24 protein-coding genes are annotated in these 24,335 nt (G+C 35.3%); 3 read left to right on the forward strand and 21 right to left on the reverse strand.

The genetic code is table 11. The features are described 5' to 3' along the window. Positions 1-345: 345 nt before the first annotated feature. Complete coding sequence (locus tag AC5LWL_RS20475; protein ID WP_493436022.1) at positions 346-1,242, reverse strand: sulfite exporter TauE/SafE family protein; 897 nt, start codon at positions 1,240-1,242, stop codon at positions 346-348. Between the two features lie 518 nt (positions 1,243-1,760). Then, entirely contained in the window at positions 1,761-3,569 is a 1,809-nt protein-coding gene (gene pepF / locus AC5LWL_RS20480; protein ID WP_493436023.1) for an oligoendopeptidase F, read from the reverse strand. A 404-nt stretch (positions 3,570-3,973) separates the two neighbouring features. On the opposite strand from pepF, the gene AC5LWL_RS20485 reads away from it, so the two are divergent. Beyond that, positions 3,974-4,150: a hypothetical protein gene (locus AC5LWL_RS20485; RefSeq protein ID WP_493436024.1), complete on the forward strand. Its 177-nt coding sequence runs from the start codon at positions 3,974-3,976 to the stop codon at positions 4,148-4,150. Positions 4,151-4,210: 60 nt separating this feature from the next. On the opposite strand, the gene AC5LWL_RS20490 is transcribed toward AC5LWL_RS20485, so the two are convergent. Next, a complete protein-coding gene (locus AC5LWL_RS20490; protein ID WP_493436025.1) occupies positions 4,211-4,609 on the reverse strand; it encodes a hypothetical protein in 399 nt (132 codons plus the stop codon). 705 nt (positions 4,610-5,314) lie between these two features. Here AC5LWL_RS20490 and AC5LWL_RS20495 point away from each other — a divergent pair. Then, positions 5,315-6,457 carry an IS110 family RNA-guided transposase gene (locus AC5LWL_RS20495; protein ID WP_493432573.1) on the forward strand — a complete coding sequence of 381 codons (1,143 nt, stop codon included), beginning with the start codon at positions 5,315-5,317 and terminating at the stop codon, positions 6,455-6,457. Positions 6,458-6,949: 492 nt separating this feature from the next. On the opposite strand, the gene AC5LWL_RS20500 is transcribed toward AC5LWL_RS20495, so the two are convergent. From AC5LWL_RS20500 to AC5LWL_RS20565, 14 genes are all read right to left on the reverse strand, one after another. After that, positions 6,950-7,909 (reverse strand): aldolase catalytic domain-containing protein, encoded by a 960-nt coding sequence (locus AC5LWL_RS20500; protein WP_493436026.1) that lies wholly within the window; start codon positions 7,907-7,909, stop codon positions 6,950-6,952. Positions 7,910-8,403: 494 nt separating this feature from the next. Beyond that, on the reverse strand, positions 8,404-9,615 hold the full coding sequence (locus AC5LWL_RS20505) for an MFS transporter (protein WP_493436027.1): 1,212 nt from the start codon (positions 9,613-9,615) through the stop codon (positions 8,404-8,406). 642 nt (positions 9,616-10,257) lie between these two features. Then, entirely contained in the window at positions 10,258-10,530 is a 273-nt protein-coding gene (locus tag AC5LWL_RS20510) for a hypothetical protein (RefSeq protein WP_493436028.1), read from the reverse strand. A 194-nt stretch (positions 10,531-10,724) separates the two neighbouring features. Next, positions 10,725-10,892 (reverse strand): hypothetical protein, encoded by a 168-nt coding sequence (locus AC5LWL_RS20515; RefSeq protein ID WP_493436029.1) that lies wholly within the window; start codon positions 10,890-10,892, stop codon positions 10,725-10,727. Positions 10,893-10,991: 99 nt separating this feature from the next. Next, positions 10,992-12,083: a GIY-YIG nuclease family protein gene (locus AC5LWL_RS20520; RefSeq protein ID WP_493436675.1), complete on the reverse strand. Its 1,092-nt coding sequence runs from the start codon at positions 12,081-12,083 to the stop codon at positions 10,992-10,994. A 35-nt stretch (positions 12,084-12,118) separates the two neighbouring features. Next, positions 12,119-12,622 carry a hypothetical protein gene (locus AC5LWL_RS20525; RefSeq protein WP_493436030.1) on the reverse strand — a complete coding sequence of 168 codons (504 nt, stop codon included), beginning with the start codon at positions 12,620-12,622 and terminating at the stop codon, positions 12,119-12,121. Between the two features lie 112 nt (positions 12,623-12,734). Beyond that, complete coding sequence (locus AC5LWL_RS20530; protein ID WP_493436031.1) at positions 12,735-13,259, reverse strand: YehS family protein; 525 nt, start codon at positions 13,257-13,259, stop codon at positions 12,735-12,737. Between the two features lie 578 nt (positions 13,260-13,837). After that, entirely contained in the window at positions 13,838-14,932 is a 1,095-nt protein-coding gene (locus AC5LWL_RS20535) for a hypothetical protein (protein WP_493436032.1), read from the reverse strand. Beyond that, a complete protein-coding gene (locus tag AC5LWL_RS20540; RefSeq protein WP_493436033.1) occupies positions 14,932-15,804 on the reverse strand; it encodes an ABC transporter ATP-binding protein in 873 nt (290 codons plus the stop codon). The genes AC5LWL_RS20535 and AC5LWL_RS20540 overlap by 1 nt, the downstream gene beginning before the upstream one ends. Further along, a complete protein-coding gene (locus tag AC5LWL_RS20545; protein WP_493436034.1) occupies positions 15,788-16,597 on the reverse strand; it encodes a hypothetical protein in 810 nt (269 codons plus the stop codon). Before AC5LWL_RS20545 ends, AC5LWL_RS20540 begins: the two co-directional genes overlap by 17 nt. Further along, the gene (locus tag AC5LWL_RS20550) at positions 16,566-17,144 is read right to left on the reverse strand and encodes an RNA polymerase sigma factor (RefSeq protein ID WP_493436035.1); all 579 of its coding nucleotides are present in this window, start codon (positions 17,142-17,144) and stop codon (positions 16,566-16,568) included. The genes AC5LWL_RS20545 and AC5LWL_RS20550 overlap by 32 nt, the downstream gene beginning before the upstream one ends. 356 nt (positions 17,145-17,500) lie before the next feature. Next, positions 17,501-19,162 carry an AAA family ATPase gene (locus tag AC5LWL_RS20555; protein ID WP_493436036.1) on the reverse strand — a complete coding sequence of 554 codons (1,662 nt, stop codon included), beginning with the start codon at positions 19,160-19,162 and terminating at the stop codon, positions 17,501-17,503. A 192-nt stretch (positions 19,163-19,354) separates the two neighbouring features. Continuing rightward, on the reverse strand, positions 19,355-19,642 hold the full coding sequence (locus tag AC5LWL_RS20560) for a hypothetical protein (RefSeq protein WP_493436037.1): 288 nt from the start codon (positions 19,640-19,642) through the stop codon (positions 19,355-19,357). 90 nt (positions 19,643-19,732) lie between these two features. Continuing rightward, on the reverse strand, positions 19,733-20,626 hold the full coding sequence (locus AC5LWL_RS20565; RefSeq protein ID WP_493436038.1) for a fructose bisphosphate aldolase: 894 nt from the start codon (positions 20,624-20,626) through the stop codon (positions 19,733-19,735). A 465-nt stretch (positions 20,627-21,091) separates the two neighbouring features. Between AC5LWL_RS20565 and AC5LWL_RS20570 the strand changes: the two genes are divergently transcribed. Further along, on the forward strand, positions 21,092-21,421 hold the full coding sequence (locus tag AC5LWL_RS20570) for an antibiotic biosynthesis monooxygenase family protein (RefSeq protein WP_493436039.1): 330 nt from the start codon (positions 21,092-21,094) through the stop codon (positions 21,419-21,421). Between the two features lie 62 nt (positions 21,422-21,483). On the opposite strand, the gene AC5LWL_RS20575 is transcribed toward AC5LWL_RS20570, so the two are convergent. The 4 genes from AC5LWL_RS20575 to AC5LWL_RS20590 all read right to left on the reverse strand — a co-directional run bounded on the left by AC5LWL_RS20575 (position 21,484) and on the right by AC5LWL_RS20590 (position 24,313). Then, positions 21,484-22,257, reverse strand: a complete 774-nt coding sequence (locus AC5LWL_RS20575; RefSeq protein ID WP_493436040.1) for a DUF817 domain-containing protein — start codon at positions 22,255-22,257, stop codon at positions 21,484-21,486. A 67-nt stretch (positions 22,258-22,324) separates the two neighbouring features. Further along, entirely contained in the window at positions 22,325-22,549 is a 225-nt protein-coding gene (locus AC5LWL_RS20580) for a helix-turn-helix domain-containing protein (protein WP_493436041.1), read from the reverse strand. A gap of 10 nt (positions 22,550-22,559) precedes the next feature. Then, positions 22,560-23,042, reverse strand: a complete 483-nt coding sequence (locus tag AC5LWL_RS20585; RefSeq protein ID WP_493436042.1) for a DUF2975 domain-containing protein — start codon at positions 23,040-23,042, stop codon at positions 22,560-22,562. Between the two features lie 338 nt (positions 23,043-23,380). Then, positions 23,381-24,313: a dimethylarginine dimethylaminohydrolase family protein gene (locus tag AC5LWL_RS20590; RefSeq protein WP_493436043.1), complete on the reverse strand. Its 933-nt coding sequence runs from the start codon at positions 24,311-24,313 to the stop codon at positions 23,381-23,383. Positions 24,314-24,335 lie beyond the last annotated feature (22 nt).

Genomic DNA, 24,335 nt, shown 5'->3' on the forward strand with positions numbered 1-24,335 from the left:
ATAGAATTCTATTTATTTGAATAAGGTAATTGCCCATCCCTTGTCATCAATGGAGAAACTAACTTCCCAATAAAATGAATCTACAGAAGATACGATAGGAAGAGATGATACCCTTCCCCTAAACGGATAAAAAGAAGAAAAAGGAAATGCTAGTAATGGAGTGGGTTGGGCTAAAGCCGAGCCCCACGGAAAGCGAAGTGTATGCAGGCTGCGGGTGATTACCACAAACCTTCTTTTTTACTTGAATAAAAACCCAAACAATGACACGAAATATTTTTTTACATTTTCGTATTATGGTTCGGGTTTATCTTCGGCTGGAATACTTATGTCCCAGCTTCTTAATCTTTAGTCAAAGCTATTAACAGCTATTTGTTTCTTATTTTTGATATTGCTAATCTTTACTACTGTATAAATAATTGCTGCTATCCAAACAATAGCAATCCCTGCATATACATATGGATAAACCGTTGTGTTTTCAATCCAGGACGTGACTAATGTTCTTGCATTCACTAAAATAATAAAACCACCTACAAGTACACCCATTAATTGCGCATGAATTTTTTGAACTAACCATGCAGCAATTGGTGCGGCTATAATTCCACCAAGCATCAATGCACCTACCCATAACCAATTCACTTGTTCCCATCCTAATGAAATAAAGAAACCAAGTGTAGCGGAAACTGCTATTGCAAATTCACTTGTATCAACCGTACCTACTACTTTACGGGCACTCATTCCTTTACGGGATAACAAAACAGGAGTAGCAATTGGACCCCAGCCACCTCCGCCTGTTGCATCAGCAAAGCCTGCGATTAGTCCTAATGGAATTGCTTGTTTTCGACTAAGCATTACACCCTTTTTCTCTTCATTCGGACGAAAATTTACTAAAAATCTAATTAGGACATATGCTCCTAAAATAAGCAAAAATAACGAAATATATGGTTTAGCCAAATCTCCTGGCAAATTGCTTAGAAATGTCGCTCCTAAAAAAGCTCCAATAGAACCTGGAATAATCAATCGATAAACGGTTTGCTTATCTACATTTCCAAACTTTATATGAGATGCTCCAGACGCAGCTGTGGTTACTACTTCCGCTAAATGGACAGAGGCAGAAGCTACTGCCGGCGCAATGCTAAAAGCTAATAAAAGAGAAGTTGATGTAACTCCATATGCCATCCCCAATGCACCATCAATTAATTGTGCAAGCAAGCCAATAAAAGCAAAAACGATTAATTTCTTCATACAAACACCTCTTAAATAATATGAATAGAGCAAAAAAAATTACAATAGAAAAAGGCATAACCCTTCTAGATAAAAGGTTATGCCTTCGGTTTTTCCGATCAGCCACTTATTTTCTAATTAAACAGATTATATATTTCATTATTCCTACCTGTCAACTAGTATTTTAAAAATAACTAATAATTTCTAAAATTATCTTAAACTTACAATTTTATTTACATTTATAATTCATATGTTGATCTTTTCATCATCTAAACTAACGAAATAAAGAAAAAATAGAGAACGAGCAATCCGAAACTTACTGTGAGGAAGGTTTCACTTATGATGGACAAATTGTTCCGATATAAAGTAGTTTCTTTCCTCCTCCCAGATTACTAGAGACAAAACGGGTTGAAGAAAACAAAACCACATAGCATTAGCATTTGTTTTCTTTCGTAAAGCTGGCTCACTCTGCCCCATTCTCATACAAAAAGACAATACCCAAAAGAGTATTGCCACATAAAACAGTTAATTTTTAAAAATTAGAAGCTGTTTTCCAATTCATCTATTAAACTTCCAACATAATTCACCGCATTACGAATCGGTTCGGGAGTGGACATATCCACATTCGCTAATTTCATAAGCTCAAACGGTTTTAGCGTTCCGCCAGATTTTAATACAGAAAGCCATCGGTCGACAGCCGGTTGCCCCTCTTCTTCTATCATTTGAGCAACAGCCGTTGAAGCCGTTAACCCCGCGGAATACGTGTATGGATAAAGTCCCATATAGTAATGAGGCTGGCGCATCCAAGTTAAACCAGCTCCTTCATCTATTTCCACGCTGTCCCCCCAAAAATCCGATAGTAGTTCTATATTTTGTTCACATAGAATTTTTGCTGTAATTGGCACCCCCTTTTCCGCGAGTTCATAAACACGACGCTGCAGCTCTCCTTCTAAAATATGGGTAACAAAATTATGATAATATGTACCGATTGATTGAAGAATTACCCATCGACGCATCTGTTCATTCTCTGATTGCTCCAAAATATATTTGCTTAATAACATTTCATTCATAGTAGAAGGTGCTTCGATAAAGTATCTAGAGGCACGAGTATTAGAAATACTTTGATTGCGGCCAGCTAGCACAAAATGGCCAGCATGACCTAATTCATGTGCTAAGGTAAACGCATTTCGCATCGAATTATTCCATGTCATCATAATATATGGATGGACGCCATAAGGACTAGCGCAGAATGCCCCAGATCTTTTCCCAATATTATCTGCTAAATCTACCCAGCGATTATGCAAGCCTTCTTCCATAATACGGCTATATTCTGGCCCCATTATTTTCAATGCATCCAAAATAAGCTTAGATGCTTCTTCATATGAAATTTCAGGATTATAAGCGGCATCGAGAGGCGCCTTCAAATCACTGTAATAAAATTTTTCTAACCCTAAAACTCGCTGTTTTAATTTGGAAAAACGACGCATATGTGGTGCTAATTCTGTTAAAATCGTATTTAATTGATTATCATACATTTCTTTCGTTACCTGCTGTTCATGTAACAGCATATCTGTAACTGATTCAAACTTGCGCAGCCTTGCTTCAATAACTTGCTTCTTCACTTCTGTAGACAATGTTGCTGCATATGTATGTTTGTATTGATTTAATGTGCTGACAAAAGACTCATATGCTTTTCTTCGCAGTTCTGTATTAGGTGATTCCTCATATTTAGCATAAGAATTAAAGGTTAATGGAAATTCTTCTCCCTCCTCTGTCTTAAATGAAGAAAACTGCATATCAGATGTTTTGCTGCGCTGATAAATCATGTAAGGAGCATCATGAATTTCACCAAAAGCAGCTAATACTTCCTCCGTTTCAGGAGACAACATATATGCCTTTGCTTCTAATAAGTCATTGAGTGTTTTCGAGAATTTCTTTAGCTCTGCCTCTTGTTCAATATAGTCCTTAATTGTTTCTTCAGATAAAGCAAGAATTTCCGAATCAATAAATGCTATGCTTGCACTTACAGTTGAATACATAGAAGCAGCAAGAGCAGCATTTGTTTGATTTACTGGATTTGTTCCATCAGCTGATTGAAGCAGACTAGCGTATGTCATCACACGAACTATCCTCTTGTTTAGCAAATCTTTAGACAATAAACAATCTAAAAGGTTCTTAGCATTTTCATGAAGACGACCTTTATATTGAGCAACCGTTTCAGTATCGCTTTCTAACGCTTGTAACTCTGCCCGCCATGCTTCTTCTGTTTCAAATAAATCACGTAAATCCCATGTTTCTTTCACTGGAACCGCTGAGCGCATTAACGTTTCTTTCATTAATTCCTTCATAATAACTTCATCCCCTAACAGCATAATGATTTTAAAACCTTGAAAAATATTTCGAATTCCGAAAAGACTACTTTTATTATATAAGAAAAAGGATTTGTATAAAAGAAATAGACTCCCTCCCCATTTCACCATAAGAAATAAACGCTATTAGAGCTTATTCAAGGAGTCTGGTAAAAAGGGCACACACTATTATTATTCAAATAATGCTTTTACTGAAACTTTTTCTTTTTTTCAACGTATTATTTGTTGTAAAGAAATTGGAAGTGAAAGAAACTTGAGTACAATAACGAAACAAAATGATGAAGATTAAGAAAAAATGAAGAGTACTCATTACATTATTCTTCTATGAAAGGTGTCTTTAACGTTATTCAATAAAAATTTTTTATTAATATGGAGGTTTTTACATGAGAGGCGACATAATTTTTTCTCTATTTCCCTTGTTGACTATTTTCTTATATGGGGTTCCAGTATTATTTGTTATTTGGTTTTTACTCAAGATCCTTAAATTACAAAAAGAAAAAAACAGTATTCTAAAAGAGATTGCAAATAAATTAGATAAATTGGATAAACCCAACTTATAAAGTTCAAGAGTCGTTTAATTACGACTTTTTAACTTTGACTAAAACAGCCTCAAGCCATTTTCACAATAAACTAATACTAGCAATAATCAAAATCAAACCAAATATAAAACAGATATACTTTGCGTGTTTTTGCTGCCCTCTATCAGGAATTATTGCATATCCATATAGATCGGCATTATAATAAACATCGATCTTCGTCCCCAGCGGTATCTCATAATTCCCATTATATAGATCTACCTGTTTGGTTTCCTTTTCTATCGTCTCAATCTCCACAATCACAAACCGGCCTTCTTTATAGAATCCTGCTTGATCATCCCAATACCTTCTTAATTCCGTCTCTATTACCTTGCCTTCGTAACAATTTTCAGGTACTAATAGTTTTTTCCACTTCTTATCCCCTTTTATTGCAATCCATAACATGAGAACTCCAATAGGAAAAAAAAAGAAAAATCCAATCACATCCACTCTCCTCCTTTTCTTCTCTTCTTTCCTTTACCACAAAAATACATTAGTCAATACTTAATTAACATGCTTTTTAAAAATAAAAGCATCAAAATTTTCTTATAACACCAACTAAAAAATGTAATTATATGAAAATTTATTCAATCGCAACATTATCATTAATAAGTTTATGATAAAATCGACATGTTTTATTACTATCTAAATAACGGTTATATACATAAAAGCTACAAAAAAGTAGCTACATGGAAATATGTTTTTGAATACAAATTTATTTTTAACAGCAAGTAGAATCTAGTTTAAAAAATCTGGCTAACACTTTTGCACAGACTCGAAGATAAAGTCAGACAAACTACCGTATTTTTCATTTTAGGAAATAAAGGACGAAATCTCTTAACCTACTCAATTTAACAAAAACACATAAGAAACACACATGATTTCACACTCACACCCCGGCATGAAAATTTTTTCTAAGCCGGGGTTTTACTTTTTTGTCCATTTTTCCATACTGATTAATGCTATGGGAAGTAATCTTTACGTGCGCTTTTGTGGTGGTTCGACCCTGTATAAGAAACTGTTTGGAATTTGCCTTGTGTACACCCCTTTGTTGACTCTTCAATTTTTGAGGATGATCACGTACAGAAAAATGCTGTTTGACCAAGCTTATTCCACTTTCCATAGACACTACTTTGGAGGTTGTTTTATTTGGACATTTTATTAACCCATTGTGCCGGAATGGATGTTCATCAAAAAGAGATTGTAGTTTGTGCCCTAACTGGCACTAATAATGAATCCATTCAAAAAGAAACCAAGACTTTTTCCACTTTAACCAAAAGTTTATTTGATTTATTAAAGTGGTTAGAAGAAAAACAAATTACACACATTGCTCTGGAAAGTACCGGAATCTATTGGAAGCCGGTATACAACATCCTTGAAGGATATTTCGATATTACTGTGGCCAATGCCCAACGTATTAAAAACGTTCCTGGTCGTAAGACCGATGTTTCAGATGCAGAATGGATTGCCAAGCTTCTTCGTCATGGATTGATTGAAAAAAGCTTTGTCCCTTCCCAAGATCTTCGGGAATTAAGAGATTTGAACCGTTTACGCAAGAAATGGGTTGGTAACTTAACAGCTGAAAAAAATAGAATTTCAAAGGTCCTCGAATGTTCAAACATAAAGCTTGGTTCAGTTATTTCTGATATCTTTGGGGTTTCTGGACGTAAACTTTTGAAACAGTTAGTCGATAATGGATACCTTGATAAGGCTGATGTTGATGCCAATATCCATCATTCTCTCCGCAAGAAGGCTGATACCATTTCCGATTCTCTTTTCGGAACATTAAATGAACATCAAATGTTTATGATTAAAAGCTCTTGGAATCATATCATGTATTTGGAAACTTCCATTCAAGAACTTGAAAATAGGATAGATACCCTGCTTCATTCCTATCAAGAAGAAAAAGAAATACTTTTATCTATCCCAGGTATAAAGGAACACACAGCTGCTGTTATTATTGCGGAAATCGGAACAGATATGAGCCAATTCCCTTCATCAAGACATTTAGCTTCTTGGGCTGGTGTATCACCTGGCAATAATGAAAGTGCTGGTAAAAAGAAAAGTTCCAAAAGCGTTCAAGGAAACCCACATATAAAAGCTGCTCTTTGTGAGGTTGCTTGGGCTATATCAAGGTCGAAAAATACCTCAATGTCAAATGTTTTTTGGTCTCTATCTGCAAGAAGAGGAAAGAAAAAAGCTTTACAGGCTATTGCACATAAAGTTTTAAGAATTATATATACCCTATTTATTAATAAGCAACACTTCTCTGAACCACGTCTAGCTGGTTAGACGACCTTCCATTACAATACTCTATTAAGGTTGTGATTTTTTTAAAAAATTGAGGTCACACCCTTTCTTTACTATTGTCTTTTTTCTAGAAGTCCACGCTTCAAGATTTTCTTTACACCAAAATCCTGTACCCGCCCTATCAAATAGAACACGTTACTGTATTATACAGATACCCAGAATAGCCACTCGCCCGTTTTATTTTCACAGAAAAAGCGTGGGACGCCTTGTTTAGCTCCGAAGAAAATATTCTCCTGCCTTAAAAACTGTTTTTTACTTTTAGAGGCAGGAGGCAATATTCACAAGAGCTAGGTGCTGGCCGATTATAGACGCCACATCCTTCTGTCTTCATCGGCATTAGTACGTCCTGTACATCGAAGCCTGGATGTGGACACTGCTAAGTTATCCACCGTCCCATTTTGTTTATCATTTTCTAGACAACAAAAAAGGCTGACAGAATTTCTCCCGCAGCCTGATACAGTTAATATTATTTACTTATTTCGAAGATGGAGCCGAAGAAACCTCTGGTGATGTTACCTTTTCATAAAAATCGACGAATTTATCTCGATCATCGCTATCACGGTATGCCATGGCGACGCGAGGATGTTCGTTAAGAACACCTGAAATCATATAAGGAATAATATAACCCCACTCCCATTTTTGGCGCATTTCCAGCATATGTTTTTCAATCACACCAAGAACCGGCTTCATCTCATAGCTCGGCTTTTGTATATAGCTAACAAGAAGCTCTGTGTTGCAGTTTCCAGCTGCACGTCCCATTCCATAAACAGATGAATCAAGGAAGGTAACTCCATTGCGCAATGCAGTTATTGTATTGGCAAATGCTAACTGCATATTATTATGTGTGTGAATTCCAAGCTGTTTATTAGGAATCAGCCCTTTAAACTTTTTCACTTGATGCTCAATATCAGCAGGATCTAGGCTGCCAAAAGAATCAACGATATAAACAACATCTACAGGACTTTCCTTTACCATTTCAAATGCTTCAATCAGCTGATTTTCAGGTACACTGGATAAAGCCATAATATTAAGAGAAGTTTCATAACCCAAATCATGAAACATTTTTACTAGCTCTAACCCTTTATCTACTTCGCGAATATAACATGCCACCCGAATCATATCCAAAGCACTTTGCTCACGAGGTAGTATATCATTAGGATCTACTCGTCCAATATCTACTAAAGCAGATAGCTTCGTGAACTTTTTCTCAGGAATAATTTCCTTCAAGAAATGATCATCAAGAAATCTCCATGGATTCGGTTCCGTTGCATTAAGCAGCTTAGCAGAATTTTTGTAGCCAATCTCCATATATTCAACGCCAGACTCGCTTAGGCCATTATAAAGGTCTTGCACAAATTCAATGCTGAAATTCCAATTGTTTACTAACCCTCCATCACGAATGGTACAGTCTATAATTTTACATCGATTTTCCATGCTAGTAATTTCCCCCTATTTCTGCTACTTTTATATTTCCACTTTCACGCTTTTATGCTTTTACGCTTTTATGTATTAAAATATCCTAATGTGTTTATACCATAGTTTCATCATTTATGTCAATCATGCATTTTAAAATTAGACTGCTATTAAACAAATTTCAACACTAAAAAAGAAAAACAATGGGTGCTAAAGTTATTATTCACCATTATAACATTAATAACGAAAAAGAAATTTTTTCTAATTAAGAAAAGCGCTAGAAACTAATCTAAGTTGAAAAATTTAATACTTTCTTACCTTTTAAGAAAAGGACTGGAGCCATTGCTCACTTCTAAAGAAAATAATTTCACACTTATAGAAACAGAAGCTTAGCTCACAGGATCCATATACATGAACGTCAATAATCTTATGTTTTCTCATTAAAAAAAGGACTGCTTCTACATTAAAAATTACATGCAGAAATAGTCCTTTCATCAAGATACAAGCTAGCCTGTTTATGATTTTTCATGTATCATTTTTTGTTTATATTTAGAACTTAGTTCATTTCCATTTAAGAAAACAATTCCTGTTGCTACTAAAAACAAGATCCCCGTTAATGCAAATACGGCTTGAGCCGGAAATATTCCACCAATCACTCCACCCATCATTGGTCCAAGCATTCCACCTACTTGGTTGGCAGTTTGATTAAGCCCAAATGCCCTGCCTCGAAAATCCTCCGAGGTAGACTTCACCACAAGTCCATTTAAGGCTGGAAATACTGCACAGAAAAATAGACCAAATATAAAACGTGTAATGGAGAATCCCCAGATATTACTGAAAATAATTTGCGCAAACGTTCCGATCGCTCCACCTAATAAGCCGATAAATAAAACGCGGTTAAACCCTACTTTATCTGCTAATCTTCCCCAGTATGGTGCCATTAATACACTTGCTATCCCTGGCAAGGAAAAAACGATACCAGCTAATAAAGAGGCTTTATCCGAAGATCCGCCTAATTCCACAATATATAAAGGAAGAATTGGCTCAATTGTCATGATCGAACACATTGATACAACCGTTAACACTAATACAAGCACCAAGGTTTTATTAGCAAATGCAATTCTTAAATCATTCATGACAGAACCTTTTTCCTTGCTTGGCGTAAAATTCTCTTCTTTTACGAAAAATATAATCAGCAATGTCGAAAGAAGTACAATAAAGCCAGCACTGGCAAATGCCATTCTATTCCCTGCTAAATCGGCAATAAATCCTCCAAGCAGCGGACCAATGATTCCCCCTGTCGCTGATGCAGTGGAAATCATGGAGAGTGCATACCCTGTTTTTTCAGAAGGAGTATTGGTTCCAACCAATGCAATGGCTCCTGGAATAAATCCAGATAGTAAGCCTTGCATAATCCGCAGTACTAATAATTGATAGGGATTTGTTACAAATGCCGCTAATGTATAAATGACAAAAAGAACAAACCCTGCACGGATTATCATTGGTTTCCGGCCATACTTATCAGCGACTCTGCCCCAGAATGGCGCTGAGATTGCACCTGCAAAAAATGCTGCGCTAAATAATAACCCGGACCACATTTCCGTATGTTCGTGTACATTTAGTTCTAAAAGAAAAATAGGCAAAAAAGGAATAACCATAAAAAAACTTGCTGCAGTAAAAAACACACCAATCCACAATACTATTAAATTACGCTTCCACGTAGCCATTTCAATCCGTCTCCCGAGTATCATATGCTTTACAATATTTTAAAAGCACATGATATGTTGATACTCACATCATAGCATACGCGGTTATTATTTTCACTATCGAAATATTTGTTTTCCGAATTAATTTTTGACATTTTTTCGACAGAAAAACTGCTTGAATATTTCTTGAGGCTGTTGAATGACCATAAGTGCAAAAAAAATAAGCTTATCAAGCTTGTCTTTTCTATTAACTATCCTGAGGGTTTCGCAGGTGGAATACACTTCGCTTTCCTGCGGGAGTCTTCGTGTATTCCACCTGCTCTCTACATTTATGGTGTTAATATCTGTGTTTGTTATGAAAATGACCTTATTTTAATCAAAAGACTTACTTATTATTGAAAGAAATATCCATTAATTGTTAATATAGACAATGAGGTGAATGATGAATGACTGAAAAAAATAATAACAGCAAATGGATAGTTTCAATTCTTCTAACTACTATAATGGTCTTTATTATTGCAGTGACATTATTAATTTCTAGATCTTTTCCAAATTCATTTGGATTAGGGAAAGTAATTGTAATTCATGTAATAACCATGATAGGGTTTATCTTTTCTTTCTTTATTGGACGAAAAAGCTCAAGACCTTATAGGCAATTTAGTATCATATCCAATTTTGTTCTTTTTTTGAGTCTTTGCGTAGTGACATTTCTATTAGCAGTAGCAAATGGCATTTCAGAACCTTAAATCCAAATATCAACCCGACTAAAGGTAACGCGAATAGGATGGCCAGTAAAACATAACCAATCCAGCCGTTTCCTTCGCTTATTTTAAAGCCAGTCTCACCATATGTAGCACCTATAATATAAGATAGAATAAAGACTGCAACAGACCCTAAGAAGCAAGAAAAAGATATGCTGGTGTTTTTGCTTTTCATATTCCAAACCTCCCCTTTGTGTTGTGAATATAATGGAACATAATATACATAATACACAAATATTGGGATTATACATAGATATATCGAACTGTTTTAATGGAATATTTTTCTAACACTTACTTTTCAGATAAAAAAATGACTATCCATAAGATAGTCGCGCTTTTATATTATTTTAGTTTTTCTCTAGAATTTTTTCATTCCTGTTTTTCTTTTGTTCCTATTTTCGTACAGAAAGCAGCAGCAATTAAAAGCAAGATGGCTACTGTATAGGCTAGAGCTCCTTGCTCAAATATATTAATTAATACCAGGTTAGCACCAATCGCTAATATAATCAAAATAACCACATATTTATTTAAACGCAAAATTCTCCCCCCAGTAAATTTTCAGCTTCTTTAACTTTTTCCTTTTCTACATGAACAATCAAGTTTCCTAACAGGATCATTTTACACCATTTTTCTTTTTCAACTTAAATATATCGTTTCTTCCATCGTCATCCTAATATATTGTTGAATTGCATTGTCAAGCTGACTATCGTCCTTTTCAAGCCAATTTTCTGGAATTACCAAGTAAGCACTAGTTTCTCTGTTTAGATAACGATAGACAATTTGTGCTTCATCGATTTCTTCTTTTTTCATCTCAAAAGCAATATTGGATGCTGTTTGTTTGAAACAAGTTTGAATATTGAGTTTCATCCATTCCCCAAAATCAAGCCTATTTTTTTCTAAGACATAGCCTTTTTTCAGCAGGATTTTGTTTTGATTAATTAGGAATAATTTCACTTTGCAATCATTAATTTTTTCAAGAACGACGATATTTTTCTTGTCTTTCGTAAATGTGAGAACTTTTTCTTTTTGAATAAGTGACTGAATGGCTTCCAAGCCGTCACGAAGCTTTGCCGCTCTTTCAAAATCAGCCAGAACTGCCGCTTCCATCATCAGGTTGTGCATTTCTTTTAATAAGCCTTCATCCGTTCCTTTAAGAAGGGCAATAAAGCTTGTCATAATTCGCTGATATTCTTTCGCTGCAGTGCTTTGAAAACAAATCCCAATGCACAATCCTAACGAGTAATTTAAGCAGGGGTTATTTGTATTCCCTTGATTGCTGCATTGTAGTTTAAAACACTCTTGCAAATGTTGGATTGCTTTTCCAACCACTTTTTTGCTTGTATATGGTCCAAAAGAAAAACAGCCATTTTTTAGATCCTTTTCATAAGTGCACTCAATCCGGTAAATCCCCTTATTCATTCGAAAGGTTATATACGTGTAAGATTGGGGACTTTTCATTAATTTATTATAAAAGGGCTTTATTTTCTGTATTAATTGGCATTCCAGCATAAAAGCTTCAAATTCTGTATCTGTTAAAATATAGTCAAAATCCTTTATTTGCGTAACAAGCTTTTCCACCTTTTTCGAATGATTCGTTGAGTTTTGAAAGTAGGATTGAACTCTATTTTTTAGATTTTTTGATTTTCCCACATAGATAATATGCCCCAAATAATCTTTCATTAAATATACTCCTGGGGAGCTAGGAAGGTGTTTAACCTTCTCTTTCACATTCAAGATCTCTCCTCCTACTAGAAAATATAAAACTAGCTTTTTCCATGACTTTTCCAATATTCATAGATAACCTGTTTAAATATTTGTGTTAATTCTTTATTTTTCTTCGTTTGCAGCCACTCTGTTTGGTCAATTGGCAAATTTAATTTCAATGTGATTTTTTCATTAGGCATTTCATATTTTCTTATTTCCTCTAAAGTAATTCCTTCCTCTATGTTTGGAAACAAAGAATCATTTTCATTCACTATATGAAAATCTTTATACTCTTCTATATCGTTCCATTCACAAAATAAATGAAGTTGAGGTAATGCTCCTGATAAACTTCTTACATGCATGAATGTATTTATAACTCGACCATCTTGTAATTCTATCTCTAAGATTAGGTTTTCTTCATGATTATATTTTTTCAAAGCTACTTCACTAACAATCATATCCAACTCTAACGTGTATCCCGTATTCGACTCAAAGATATAGATTGCACTATTAAAAATATGGATTATCTCTCCATCAATTTTTACTTCTTTAACCTCTATCATAAAATACGCTCCTTCCATGCATTATTTCGACATAAAAAGAGTATTTCCCTGCAAAAACAAAGGGAGGTTCCTCTTGCCTCTTTTTGAAGCAGAAAAACCGTCCCTGTTTAATTTATCTATATTTTAATGCTAATCCCTTTAAGAAATTCCGAGCGTATCTATCCCCGCACGCTACGTAATTTTTATGGCCTTCTTTTCTTAATAGCGCACTTAGTTCACCTTTTGTGATGATTACTCCTGCTTCTTCTAATATATCAAGCATGTCCTCACTTTTTAATGCAAGTGCTATTTTCAATTTCTTTAGCAATACGTTATTAACACTGCCATTATTCTTGATAGACATTGCCGGTTTTTCAGGTTGACCTGGTTTCGGATCTTGTTTCCCTCTTTTAAACGTAATAAGACCATTCAAAAAGGACTCTAACATGAAATTGGTACATTCTATATGATTCTCATCTATATACTCTTCATTGCCAAATTCCTCTTCTTCACTGTCCTTTGATTTTGTAAGCAGCTTTAGCACTTCTTCTTTCGTTACTTCCACGCCTCCAAGTTTAAATATCTCTATCATATCTGTATTCTTTATATCTAGAGCGTATCTTAATCGAATTAAGATATCATTATTATTCATATTCACTACTATTTACCTCCTGAAAATATGTACTGGCACAGCGTTCAAAACGTATCATCCGAAACCTTCTAATTTACATAACTACATGTAGTATCACCAAGAAAATTCGTTCTATAAAGAGGTTGTTCAAAAAGTCCGGTAAAAATGACACATCGAATTTCTTCGTTGGTTTGCTTCTCCGCTTCCCACGTATTAACTAGAGGATCTTCAACTAAAAACGCTCACGTCCTGTGAGCAACGTTGAAGTCACCACATCCTGCGGAAGGCCGATGCTCCAAGCTAAACCGCCTCGAACTTCTTGGTCCTTTTTATCCTCCTTTTTGAACACGCACTATAAGCTTACCTCAGCTGATGCCCATTAAAATAATAGTTTAACATGTTAATGACATGTTTTATAGCTGATCAGAATTTGTATTTGTATCATTTATATGAAAAATCCCCCTGACCTTCAAATTTGAGGGCAATTTAATGCTTATTTAAAATGCATTTTTATTCTATCATCTCAACAGTATACACTTCAAAATAAAACAGCTCCCTCACTTTTTAAGCAAAAGAGCCGTCTCTAATAAGCTTCTTCCCCTTCTTTAATTGCTTACTTCTCTCTCTTTCATTACTCGAAACATCACAATCATGCAAACTATACTGGCCAAAAGTACAACCACACTAACAAAAACAGGAAATACAACTGGCAGTCCGAATAAATTTATAACCTTTAAGTCACTGAATAGATATTCAGCCTTCATCATATAAAGCGAGGAAAACAGCATGATATTTCGCAGCCATTCCCATTGAATCATTTCATATATGACAAATGGGAGAATAAACACACTTGCACTTATAAAGAAAGTAATTAACACATTTTTATTCAGCATAGAAAGAAAGAGAATCAATAATGCAAAGCAGAGTGCTGCTAGTAAATGCAACCCAAATTGAATCAAATGATATTGCAAAAAAGTAAACGGATAAGGAGAGAAAGTGAGATAAAAATTATATTGCATCGCCATATCCCATCCTTCCTTACCGTATTGGATAGAATGTAAAAACAATACCCATAGTTCCCAAATCGCAACAACTGCCATTGTATAAAGCATGGAAGCCAATATCTTTGCCCAAACAATCGTTTTTCTTCCTTTTTTGGAGCTAAGCATATAATGATCGATGCCTGAACTATATTCATTAGAATAACTTGTAGATAATCCTATCAGCAGCATTGCAGCCGTTGCCACAAAGCTAAACATACTCGTAAATTCGATGATTCTCATTGGTCCATCATGATAAGAAAAATACGAAACATCAATCTGCTTAAGCATTGATGTTTCCATTTCTGCTTTATCCGTATTCTTATTTTTTAGTTCTGCTATTTTTTGTTCAGCCCTTTGCATTATCCCCTGACCAAATGCAATATTTTCATAAATTCCATATTTTATCCATACCTCTTTCGCCAGCACTTCACCATTTTCCAGCTCCTCCATCTCTTTACTTAATACTGTATTCTCTTTCTCTGCTTGTTGAATCTTTTCTGATGTTAAAGGTCCTGTCCATTCTTGATAAATTTCTTTTTTTTCTGCCGTTTGTTGCTGAAAAATAAAACTAGTAGAAAGAATCATGAAACCGGTAAAAACAATATATATAATTTTTTGATTGAAAATTTTGTACAGTTCCCACTTAAATAGATCCATTATACAAGTACCTCCTCGTCAAAATAATAGAGGTATAAGTCTTCTAAATTAGGTATTTCTTCTTTTGCATGATCATTCGGTTTTTCTTCATGAATGATTCGCAATTGTATATCTTTATCCAAACGTACGATATTTCCGATTTTATAGCGTGATTGATAGAAAGCAACTTCTTCCTCTCTTACTGTTAAATTCCAAACTTTGTTTTTCATTCCTTTTAAAAGTTCTTGTGTTGTTTCTTTTTTAATTAAACGACCCTCTTTTAAGATCAGTACTTCTTTTGCAATAAATTCAATATCAGAAACAATATGTGTAGACAATAAAACAATTCTGCTATCAGCTATTTGTGATAATAAGTTTCGAAACCTAATTCTCTCTTTTGGATCAAGACCTGCTGTCGGTTCGTCAACGATTAATATTTTTGGATCATTTAGCAAAGCTTGAGCAATGCCTATTCTCCTTTTCATTCCGCCAGACAACTTGCCTGTTTTTTCTTTTCTTTTGTCTGTTAATCCTACTAGTTCGATTACTTCGTTTACTTTCTTTTTTGCTTCTTGTTTCGTTAAACCCTTAAGTGAAGCGATATACATTAAAAACTTTTCTGTTGTAAAGCTTTTATATAATCCTACATGTTGAGGAAGATAGCCGATTATTTCACGATACTGATGATTTAAAACATGAATATCTTGACCATCTAGCAAAATCCTTCCAGTTGTTGCCTTGGAGACACTCGCAAGTATGCGCATAAAGGTCGTTTTTCCAGAACCATTGGCACCTAGTATTCCATAAACACCTGTTGAAAGTTCTACATGGATATCATTTAACGCTATTTTTTCGCCAAAGTTCTTGGATAGATGCTCAATGGATAGCTTCATTTTCAAATCCCCTTTTAAACATATTTATAGCTTTGAAGAGTGCCATTATTGCAGATATTATGCAGATAAAAATAAAAACTGCAACAGGCACACCTTCTATTTTTTTTATAAATGACGTTTGACTCAACATACTGCTGCATACAACCCAAAGAACGATTCCCGCAGTAATAAAATAAACGTTTCGTATTTTACTCACTAACATGAGAGAAAGAGCGGTAATGACGCTAAAAGGAGTTATCCAATAGAGAAGCAACTTTCCTATTAAAATAGTTGGATAAGAAATGGAAAGAACCCATGTTGCCAGTAAATTAATAACTGCATTAAACCCTCCTACTACCACCATTTTTGATAAAATAATTTCTTGAAAACTAAATTTTAGCGATATCTCTAATTCTGCCATGCCAATATTTCTGCTTTTTATCACTTCTATTAATCCAGTAATAGTAGGAATAGGTGCAAAAATCATGATGATTAGGTAAGGACTCTCCTTTGTTAAAAATATCCCCAACAAGCATGTGACTAAAAATATACTATTTGCTATCCAAAACAACGGGCTCACATAAAAAACTTCATTGAGAGAATGTTTTAAAATTATTTTTGAATAATCATAAAGTTGCTTCCAAGTTTTCTCTTTCTGAGGTACATATGGACGAAGCACCTGAATAGTCGTCATGATTTCCTCTTCACTTGGAAATTCTACATCAAATTCTGTTAAGGAGTATCCAAGTTCTTGTTCTATCTCCAAAAAGGCTTCATCTAATTCAGCTTCTTCCTTTTTCACGTTTTCGTACATCTGCTTCTTCCTCCCTTCTTAGCATCGCTGCTAATTTCGTTATTCCTTGTCTCAGCCGTGATTTAACAGTTGAATCACTTGTTTTCGTTATTACAGCAATCTCTCTAATTTTAAAATGCTGGTAATACTTTAATAGAATAGCTTCTCGCTGGTATTCTGGAAGGGTCTGCATTGCTTGCTTGACTTGTTCTCTCGCTTCTTTTCTTTCAAAAATATACGTTACATTATTTTGTTCGTTCTCTGCTACTTCCGGCAATTCCGTTTGTTGGGAACTCACTTTGTATTCCTTGCTTCTCCAATAATCTCGACAATGATTTATGGCAATTGTAAAAATCCAGCTGCTAAACTTCCCTTCATTTGTGTATGTACTGATTCTTTGCATCATTTTAATAAAAATTTCTTGTGTTAAATCATAGGCTGTTTCCTTATCGACTATTTTTCGATAGACAAAGGCATAAATAGGCTTATAGTATTTCCTCGTTAATACCTCCATGGCTGCTTGGCTTCCAGCCTGTATTTCCTTCACCAATTCGTGATCTTCAGGCATTTTTATCACCTCATTTTAGTTAGACGAATATATTTTGAAAAAGATTTAATTAATTGTCTATATTTTTCATTCTTTTAGATAAAAAGGGATAATGAGTTTGGTTTACATATTTATCATACTGTAAAAAACTAAAGGCGCTTGTCAATTAAAGACACCATATCCTTTACGTCGAAGCTGAATGTGGACACAACCATTAAGTTATCCCACCATCCCATTTCGTTGATAATTTCATGGACAAAAAAAATAGCTCATTCATCAAAATGAATGGGCTATGCTTAATCCTCCTTTTTGAACACGCCTTTAAAGCTACGTCAGTTATTTGGAGATCGCCTGGCTTTTTCTAGAATAAGAGAAGGCTATTCCATGGCTTTTATTTCTGGAGGCATTGGGCGACTATGCCCATACAGACCTATATAAATGTGATCAATTTCTTCTCCATTCAGGTCTCCGTATTTCAGCAAGTCTTCAGCAATCGCATGAACAAAACGATCGTGTTCTTTAACCAGCCTTTTAACTTGCTGCATTTGGTCTTTTAGCAGCTCGTTTATTTTTGGCCGCAGTGCCTTGAGGGCATCAGCCTGTGATCCTATGGAGAGCCAGCTGAACAGTTCCTCTCCCATTCCGACCATACCAAGATAAGCGCCTGCGAGCAATGTAGCCTGCCGCAAATCAGAGGTTACGCCGTTCAACTTTTTACCAAGAAACTCCTCTTCTACCGCTCGAGCTGCCAGACATACTTGAATACCTGCTAGCATCTCACTGTCACTTTGATTATATCTCTCTTTTGTTGGCTTTGTCGCAGCAAGCCCTAAAGCACTTCCCCTCCGAATAATTGTCACCTTCCAGACACGGTCATGGGGATTCAGTAGATACTGTGCTACCGCATGGCCAGCTTCATGATAAGCGACATTCCGTTTCTCATCATCGCTCATAGAACGGAGCGGCTGTTTAAGTCCCCATTCATACGTTTCCATTGCATTCCGAAAGTCCTCATAATGAGCAGATTCCGCACCTCTCTGATGGGCAATTACCACTGACTCATTAACGATATGCTTTATCTGTGCAGGACTATAGCCAATTGTATCAATTGCTGCCTTTTCTGGTGTTAAACTGGCATCTCGTTTAATCTTTTCTAAATAATACTGAAAAACATCCAATCTTCCATCATAATCTGGAGAATCCACCACAAGCTTCCGGTCAAAGCGACCTGGTCTAAGGAGGGCAGGATCAAGCACATCTGGCAGATTAGTAGCTGCAATTGTGAGCACGGCCGGACGCTCAGCCTTCTTTCGCCGCAATCCAAGTGAACGAAGCAGCTTCGCTAGCTTTGTGTTATCAATATTCGGCGGGTCCATCTGCAATAGAAGTTCGTTTAATAAACCTGAACCACCTCCCATGCCGAGCATCCCCATTCCTCCCCCTCCTGAAGATTGACGAGCCATGCCAATCGCATCAATTTCATCAATAAATATAATGCAGGCTCCATATACTTTTGCAAGCTTGCGAGCCTTCTTGTAAATTCCCATTACCTTCAGATTGCCAACACCAAAAAACATGTTTTGAAAGCTAGGAGCAGACGCATATGCAAATGGTACTTGGGCTTCATTCGCGATTACTTGTGCCAGATAAGACTTCCCGGTACCAGGAGGTCCACTAAGAAGCAATCCTCTGATCGACTCACCGCCCATTTCCTTAAATTCCTTCACTCCTCTAAGCAAAGTGACAATCCGATTGGCATTTTCAACAATTACTGGGTTTCCCCGATAATCCTTCCAGGTTGAACCTGTTTCTCCAGGCAAAATCCAATAAGTACGCCCTCTTGCCAGAAACCAGAAGAGAGCAACAAACTGAATAATCATAAACATCATCGCGAAGAGGAGCTGTAACGCATATCCGACAATCGTTAATGTAATTCTCCAGTAAGTCGGACCACCAGCATATAAAAGTATGCCTATAACAATAATAATGACAGTCCACAGAATAACTTTACGCCACTTGATCCATTGATAGTTTTTCATGGACACCCCTCTTTCGATTACTGAATTTTCAGTTTTTTTTAAAAACTGTTTCTTTTACTTAAATAATATCATATAAAAAAGATATATATGAACTTGTATTCTGATAGGTGAATTTTCATTCCTATTTAGAAAAATTTATAAAAAGCTATTAAAAAAACCCTCTATTCAAGAAGGCTCAATCCATAACATTCATTAAAATTTACGGATAATATCCATTATATATTTCACTGATAATGCTATGCCGCCAACAAAATAAAAAACTACCAATGTCCATGTTGTAGGATCAATTGGAATCATGGATAGGATGATATTTAACGGAAAGATATAATACAGAATATCCTTTAAATAGTCCAGAACAATCATTGGACTGAAAGATCCTTTCCAGAAGGATTTGAAAAAGGCAATAAGAAAATCAATAAGCATAAGTCCAAATACAGCCCACATGGTATAAATAAACCAACTGGTAAGCATAAAATTCATTCATCATCACCACCTTTATACATAATATTATGCAGATTATGTATAAAGGTGCTTTTCGTAGAGAGACAGATTCGCTGTCCCTCTTACCGTTTATTTTTTATTTACAGAGGCATCATAAATGGAAGTTACAGCTGATTTTAAAGCAACATTAAATTCATCGTCTGTTTGTTTAACATTTAAATCTGCACTTAATGCTCTAGAAAAACTTGCAATTACGCCCTCATTTTCTTTTAATTTTCTATTGGCTTCTTCTCTAGTATAACCACCAGAAAGCGCCACAACACGAACAACTCGTGGATGTTCGACTAATTCTTTATATGCATTAGCAACCGTCGGAATAGATAGTTTTAACATCACGTTTTCTGTTTCAGCTAATTTATTTAGCTGATTTAATAATTCATCTTTTAAAATAGCTTCTGATTTTTCTTTATCACGACTAGTAATATCTACTTCTGGTTCAATAATTGGTACTAGGCCAGCTGCAATAATTTGTTTTCCGACTTCAAATTGTTGAGCCACTGCCGCTTTAATACCCTCTGGATTGGCTTCTTTAATAACGGAGCGCATTTTTGTACCAAAAATATGGCGTTCATTTGCGTGCTGCAGTTTTTTATCTAAATCCGGAATCGGTTTCATTAACTGTACACCGTTAGATAGATCTGCTAAACCTTTATCGATTTTCAAAAAAGGAGCAATTCCTTTTACCTCAGCCAAATAATCCGCTGTGTATTTTCCTTCTATCAAGCGATCCATTGTTTGTTCAAATAGAATAGCACCAAGAATATATGTAGAATTAAAAGCAGGTGATGTAATAATTCGTGTCCGCATTTCGTGAACCAGATCAAACATCTCTTCTTCATTTTTATAAGTATCTTCTAATACACCGTAATTTAGCAATGCTTTTGGAGTACTGCCTCCACTTTGGTCTAGAGCAGCAATAAATCCTTTATTATTTTTGACTTTTTGGAATTGATCTTCAAGCATTTTTATCTACTCCTTTATTATAAAGTTAGTAACCTTATATTTTTACCCAGTAAATGACAGAAGAAACATCTTTCTTGTTATTTTTTGATTTTCTCGAGGATTATTTGTGCAAAGGCAGGAATTGTTTCTTTTTCATTATTTCTATAGTTGGTTATTTGGTTACTTTAATTTAGGCTACTCTGAAAAGTGGTTTTGGGCTCTCACGATAGAGTCCGCAGTCAAATACACTTCGCTTTCCTGTGGGCGAGTGTCGAGCCTCCTCGCTGCGTGGTCTCGTCTTTCTCTCATTCTCACGGGAGCCTTCGTGGATTCCACCTGTTCTCTGCTTCAAACTATGGCGATATGTCAAAAAGCAGTATTACTGTTTTTTAAGTGGATTCTTTATGGATTAAATAATTATTTACTAATATATTGGTTAGTACATATGTTACTATTTTTACTATTAGAAGAACTGGAGGAGATATTATGTTATTTGCCAATACACCAAATCCACCTTATTATGCTGTTATTTTTACTTCTCAAAGAACGGAAAAAGACGATGAAGGCTACGGAAAAATTGCTCATTTAATGGATGAACTTGCTTCTAAACAAACAGGGTTTTTAGGTGTGGAGAGCTCTAGAGATCAAGATGGAATCGGTATAACTATATCCTATTGGAATAGCTTAGAATCTATAAAGTTATGGAAAGAAAATATACCTCATCAAAAAGCTCAAGCAAAAGGGAAAAGTGATTGGTATTCCAGATATATTACTCGCATCTGTAAAGTGGAAAGAGATTATTCTTTTAGTAAATAAAAATAGCTTATGTAAGGGTTCGTATTATCGAGGACTTTATTGTTTAAAAAATCCACTAGTATCTATCCTAGTGGATTTTTCCCTTTCACCTGTTTTAACGTCGCTACTATAAGAAAGCTAACAATCACTAATAAAAGCCATGAACTTACCTTTCCTAGATGAACGAGACTCCATGCTTCGGTTTGGTTTGGATATTTCCAAGCACCAAAAAAAGTTGCTATATTTTCGGCTATCCATATAAAAAATCCAATGAGCACAAAAGAAAGGGCGAGCGGCATACGGTATCTCGTTCCATTCACCTCATATGTGACCTTTGATTGCCAAAAGACGATTATGACAAGTCCTGATAACCAAAAGCGGACGTCTATCCAAAAATGGTGAGTGAAAAAATTTAAATAAATCGCAGTGGCAAGCGGTACAACTACCAAAAACGGCGGCCAATTAATGAGTTCCACTTTTAATCTTCTCCACGCCTGACAAAGATAACTCGCTACACTAGCGTACATAAATCCGCTATACAAAGGCACACCATAAATTTTGAAATATCCTTCCTCTGGATAAGACCAGGAGCCCATATGTACCTTAAAAAGTTCAAGTGCCAATCCAATAAGATGGAATAATGTAATAACCTTTAGTTCATCTCGTGTTTCGAGACCAGAACGCACCATCCAGCCTTGCATCAAAAGGCAGATGATAAGCAGCCAGTCATATCGTGGAAGCATGGGAAGTGGGATGATTTTTGTAAAAGCCAAAGAGGCAAAAATAACGACAGGAAACAAACAGGATAGAGCCTGCTCCCAACCAAAACGAACAAATTGTTTAAGTGCTCTCCTCATTTTTTGTCTCCTTTTTTGAATGGTTCCATTCAAGAGTAGCTCCCCTTTTATGAATTTGATTCCCATTTCATTTATCTTGGGTGTCTTCATCACGTCGGTATTCTAAAATATCTCCTGGTTGACATTCTAAAGCCTTACAAATCGCCTCTAAAGTGGATAATCGAATCGCTTTTGCTTTTCCGTTTTTCAAGATAGAAAGATTAGCCATCGTGATTCCAACCCTCTCCGAAAGCTCTGTAACACTCATTTTTCTTTTAGCCAGCATCACATCAATATTAATTATAATCGCCATTGTTTTCACCTCAGACCGTTAAATCATTTTCAGATTTTATATCGATGGCTTCTTGTAAAAGCCTTTGAAGAACAGCAGCAAAAACTGCAATGACAATGGAAGCAAAAGGAACAATCAATCCAATAAAAATAACACCTGGTGCATCGTCTTTATCCGCAAATAGATAAAAAAGCGGCAAGACTAGTACATGCAAGCTACTGATTATAATGGCACAGTATTTGATCTTCTTTAGGGCTATTACAGATAATTCGGAGAAAGCTTTATTCTTGTCAATATAGCTTAACATTTTGATAGCCTGATAAAGAGCAAAGTAAAAAACGATCGCCGATGCATAAAAAATGATGGCAACGAGATATTTTATAGAAGCAAACTCTGGTAACAATTTCTCTGCCAGATCCCCTAACTCAGGCACCAAAAATATACACAAAGCAAGAATTGGAATTCCAATAAAAAAAACAGCTATTTTTAAAAAGAGCGTTGACACTTGTTTCATAAAAAAACACCTCACCTATTTATTTTCCATTTGAATTTAACATATAATTTATCGTTTTACAATAAATTATTATTGAATATTATTATTTATTTATTGATATAATTAAATTCATTCTAATTATTAAAGGCAATTGGCTATTTATCTTTTTCGCTAATCTGGCTTTTTTGCAAAATAAAAAGAGGCACTCACCTTCTGAAGGTGAGTGCCTCTTTACTTTATATAAAATTTTTTTACAAAGTATGATGCTCTTTAAGAATCTGTTTAAAATATGACTTAAACGTTCATCTGCTATAGCAGGTGAATTTTTGATAACGAGTATATTTTCCCTAAAAATTAATTTATTTACGAGTTCTGCTTAAAGGACAGCTAGCACATCGAAACGCACCATCCAATAAAGCATGCCAAGTAAAAGATAAAGGAAGTACGGTGAAACCAGCTTGTTTTAACGATTTTTGAAGCTTCCGATGTCTTTTTTGGACAATCACTTTGTTAGGACCAATGACTAAAACATTGCTCCCCATCTGCTTTCTCGTTTTTCCATCAATTTCAATGAATTTGTAATCACTAAGCTCCTTAGGTAATGGTTGTTGGAGTGACTCACGATGAATAATGGCTTTTTTGGGTCCTACAATCGTCATGCAGCAATCAAGATGAAGAATTGCGTCATTGGATAACTGGATAGGAACTACATGCCAAGAATTATCGAGATGGGATCTCAGCCATTCTACACCGGCAAGATTGCTAGCATATTTTCCAACCCCCACAAATATGTAAGGCTTATCAATGATTACATCTCCACCTTCTAAAAAAATATCTTCTTTGGTCGGAACAGACAGGATATCATTATTATTTGAGACCATATCAATAATTTTCTGGTAGCCCAAAAGTTCTTTTTTCCGCATTTCAATTTGAAGATTTCCTTCTATTAATTGATTACCAAGACTTATTACACTGTCACGAGCAAACATCTGGCCAATCCCTGGAGCATCTTCTGTTTTTGGTATAATAGGGTCAACAGTTAATACTTCCACACCATGATCTTCTAAAAGTTTTTTTAATGAGTATAATTCTTTTTTGAATTGTCGTTTTATCAATTCAGGCACTTTTTTTCCTTTAAGCATACGATACACATAATTAGTGAGGAATTGCTTCCATGCAGGCATTCCTTCTTCCTGTTCAATTTCATGAGCATCCGGGAAATAGAGTGATTCCGCACTGCCAATAATAACTTTTTCCAAAGGATCGTATTCATTGTAAATAGTTATGTTCATTTTTTCGTCCTTTCTATCCGTT

It is taken from the genome of Niallia sp. WK069_GA_01 (genome assembly GCF_983173855.1).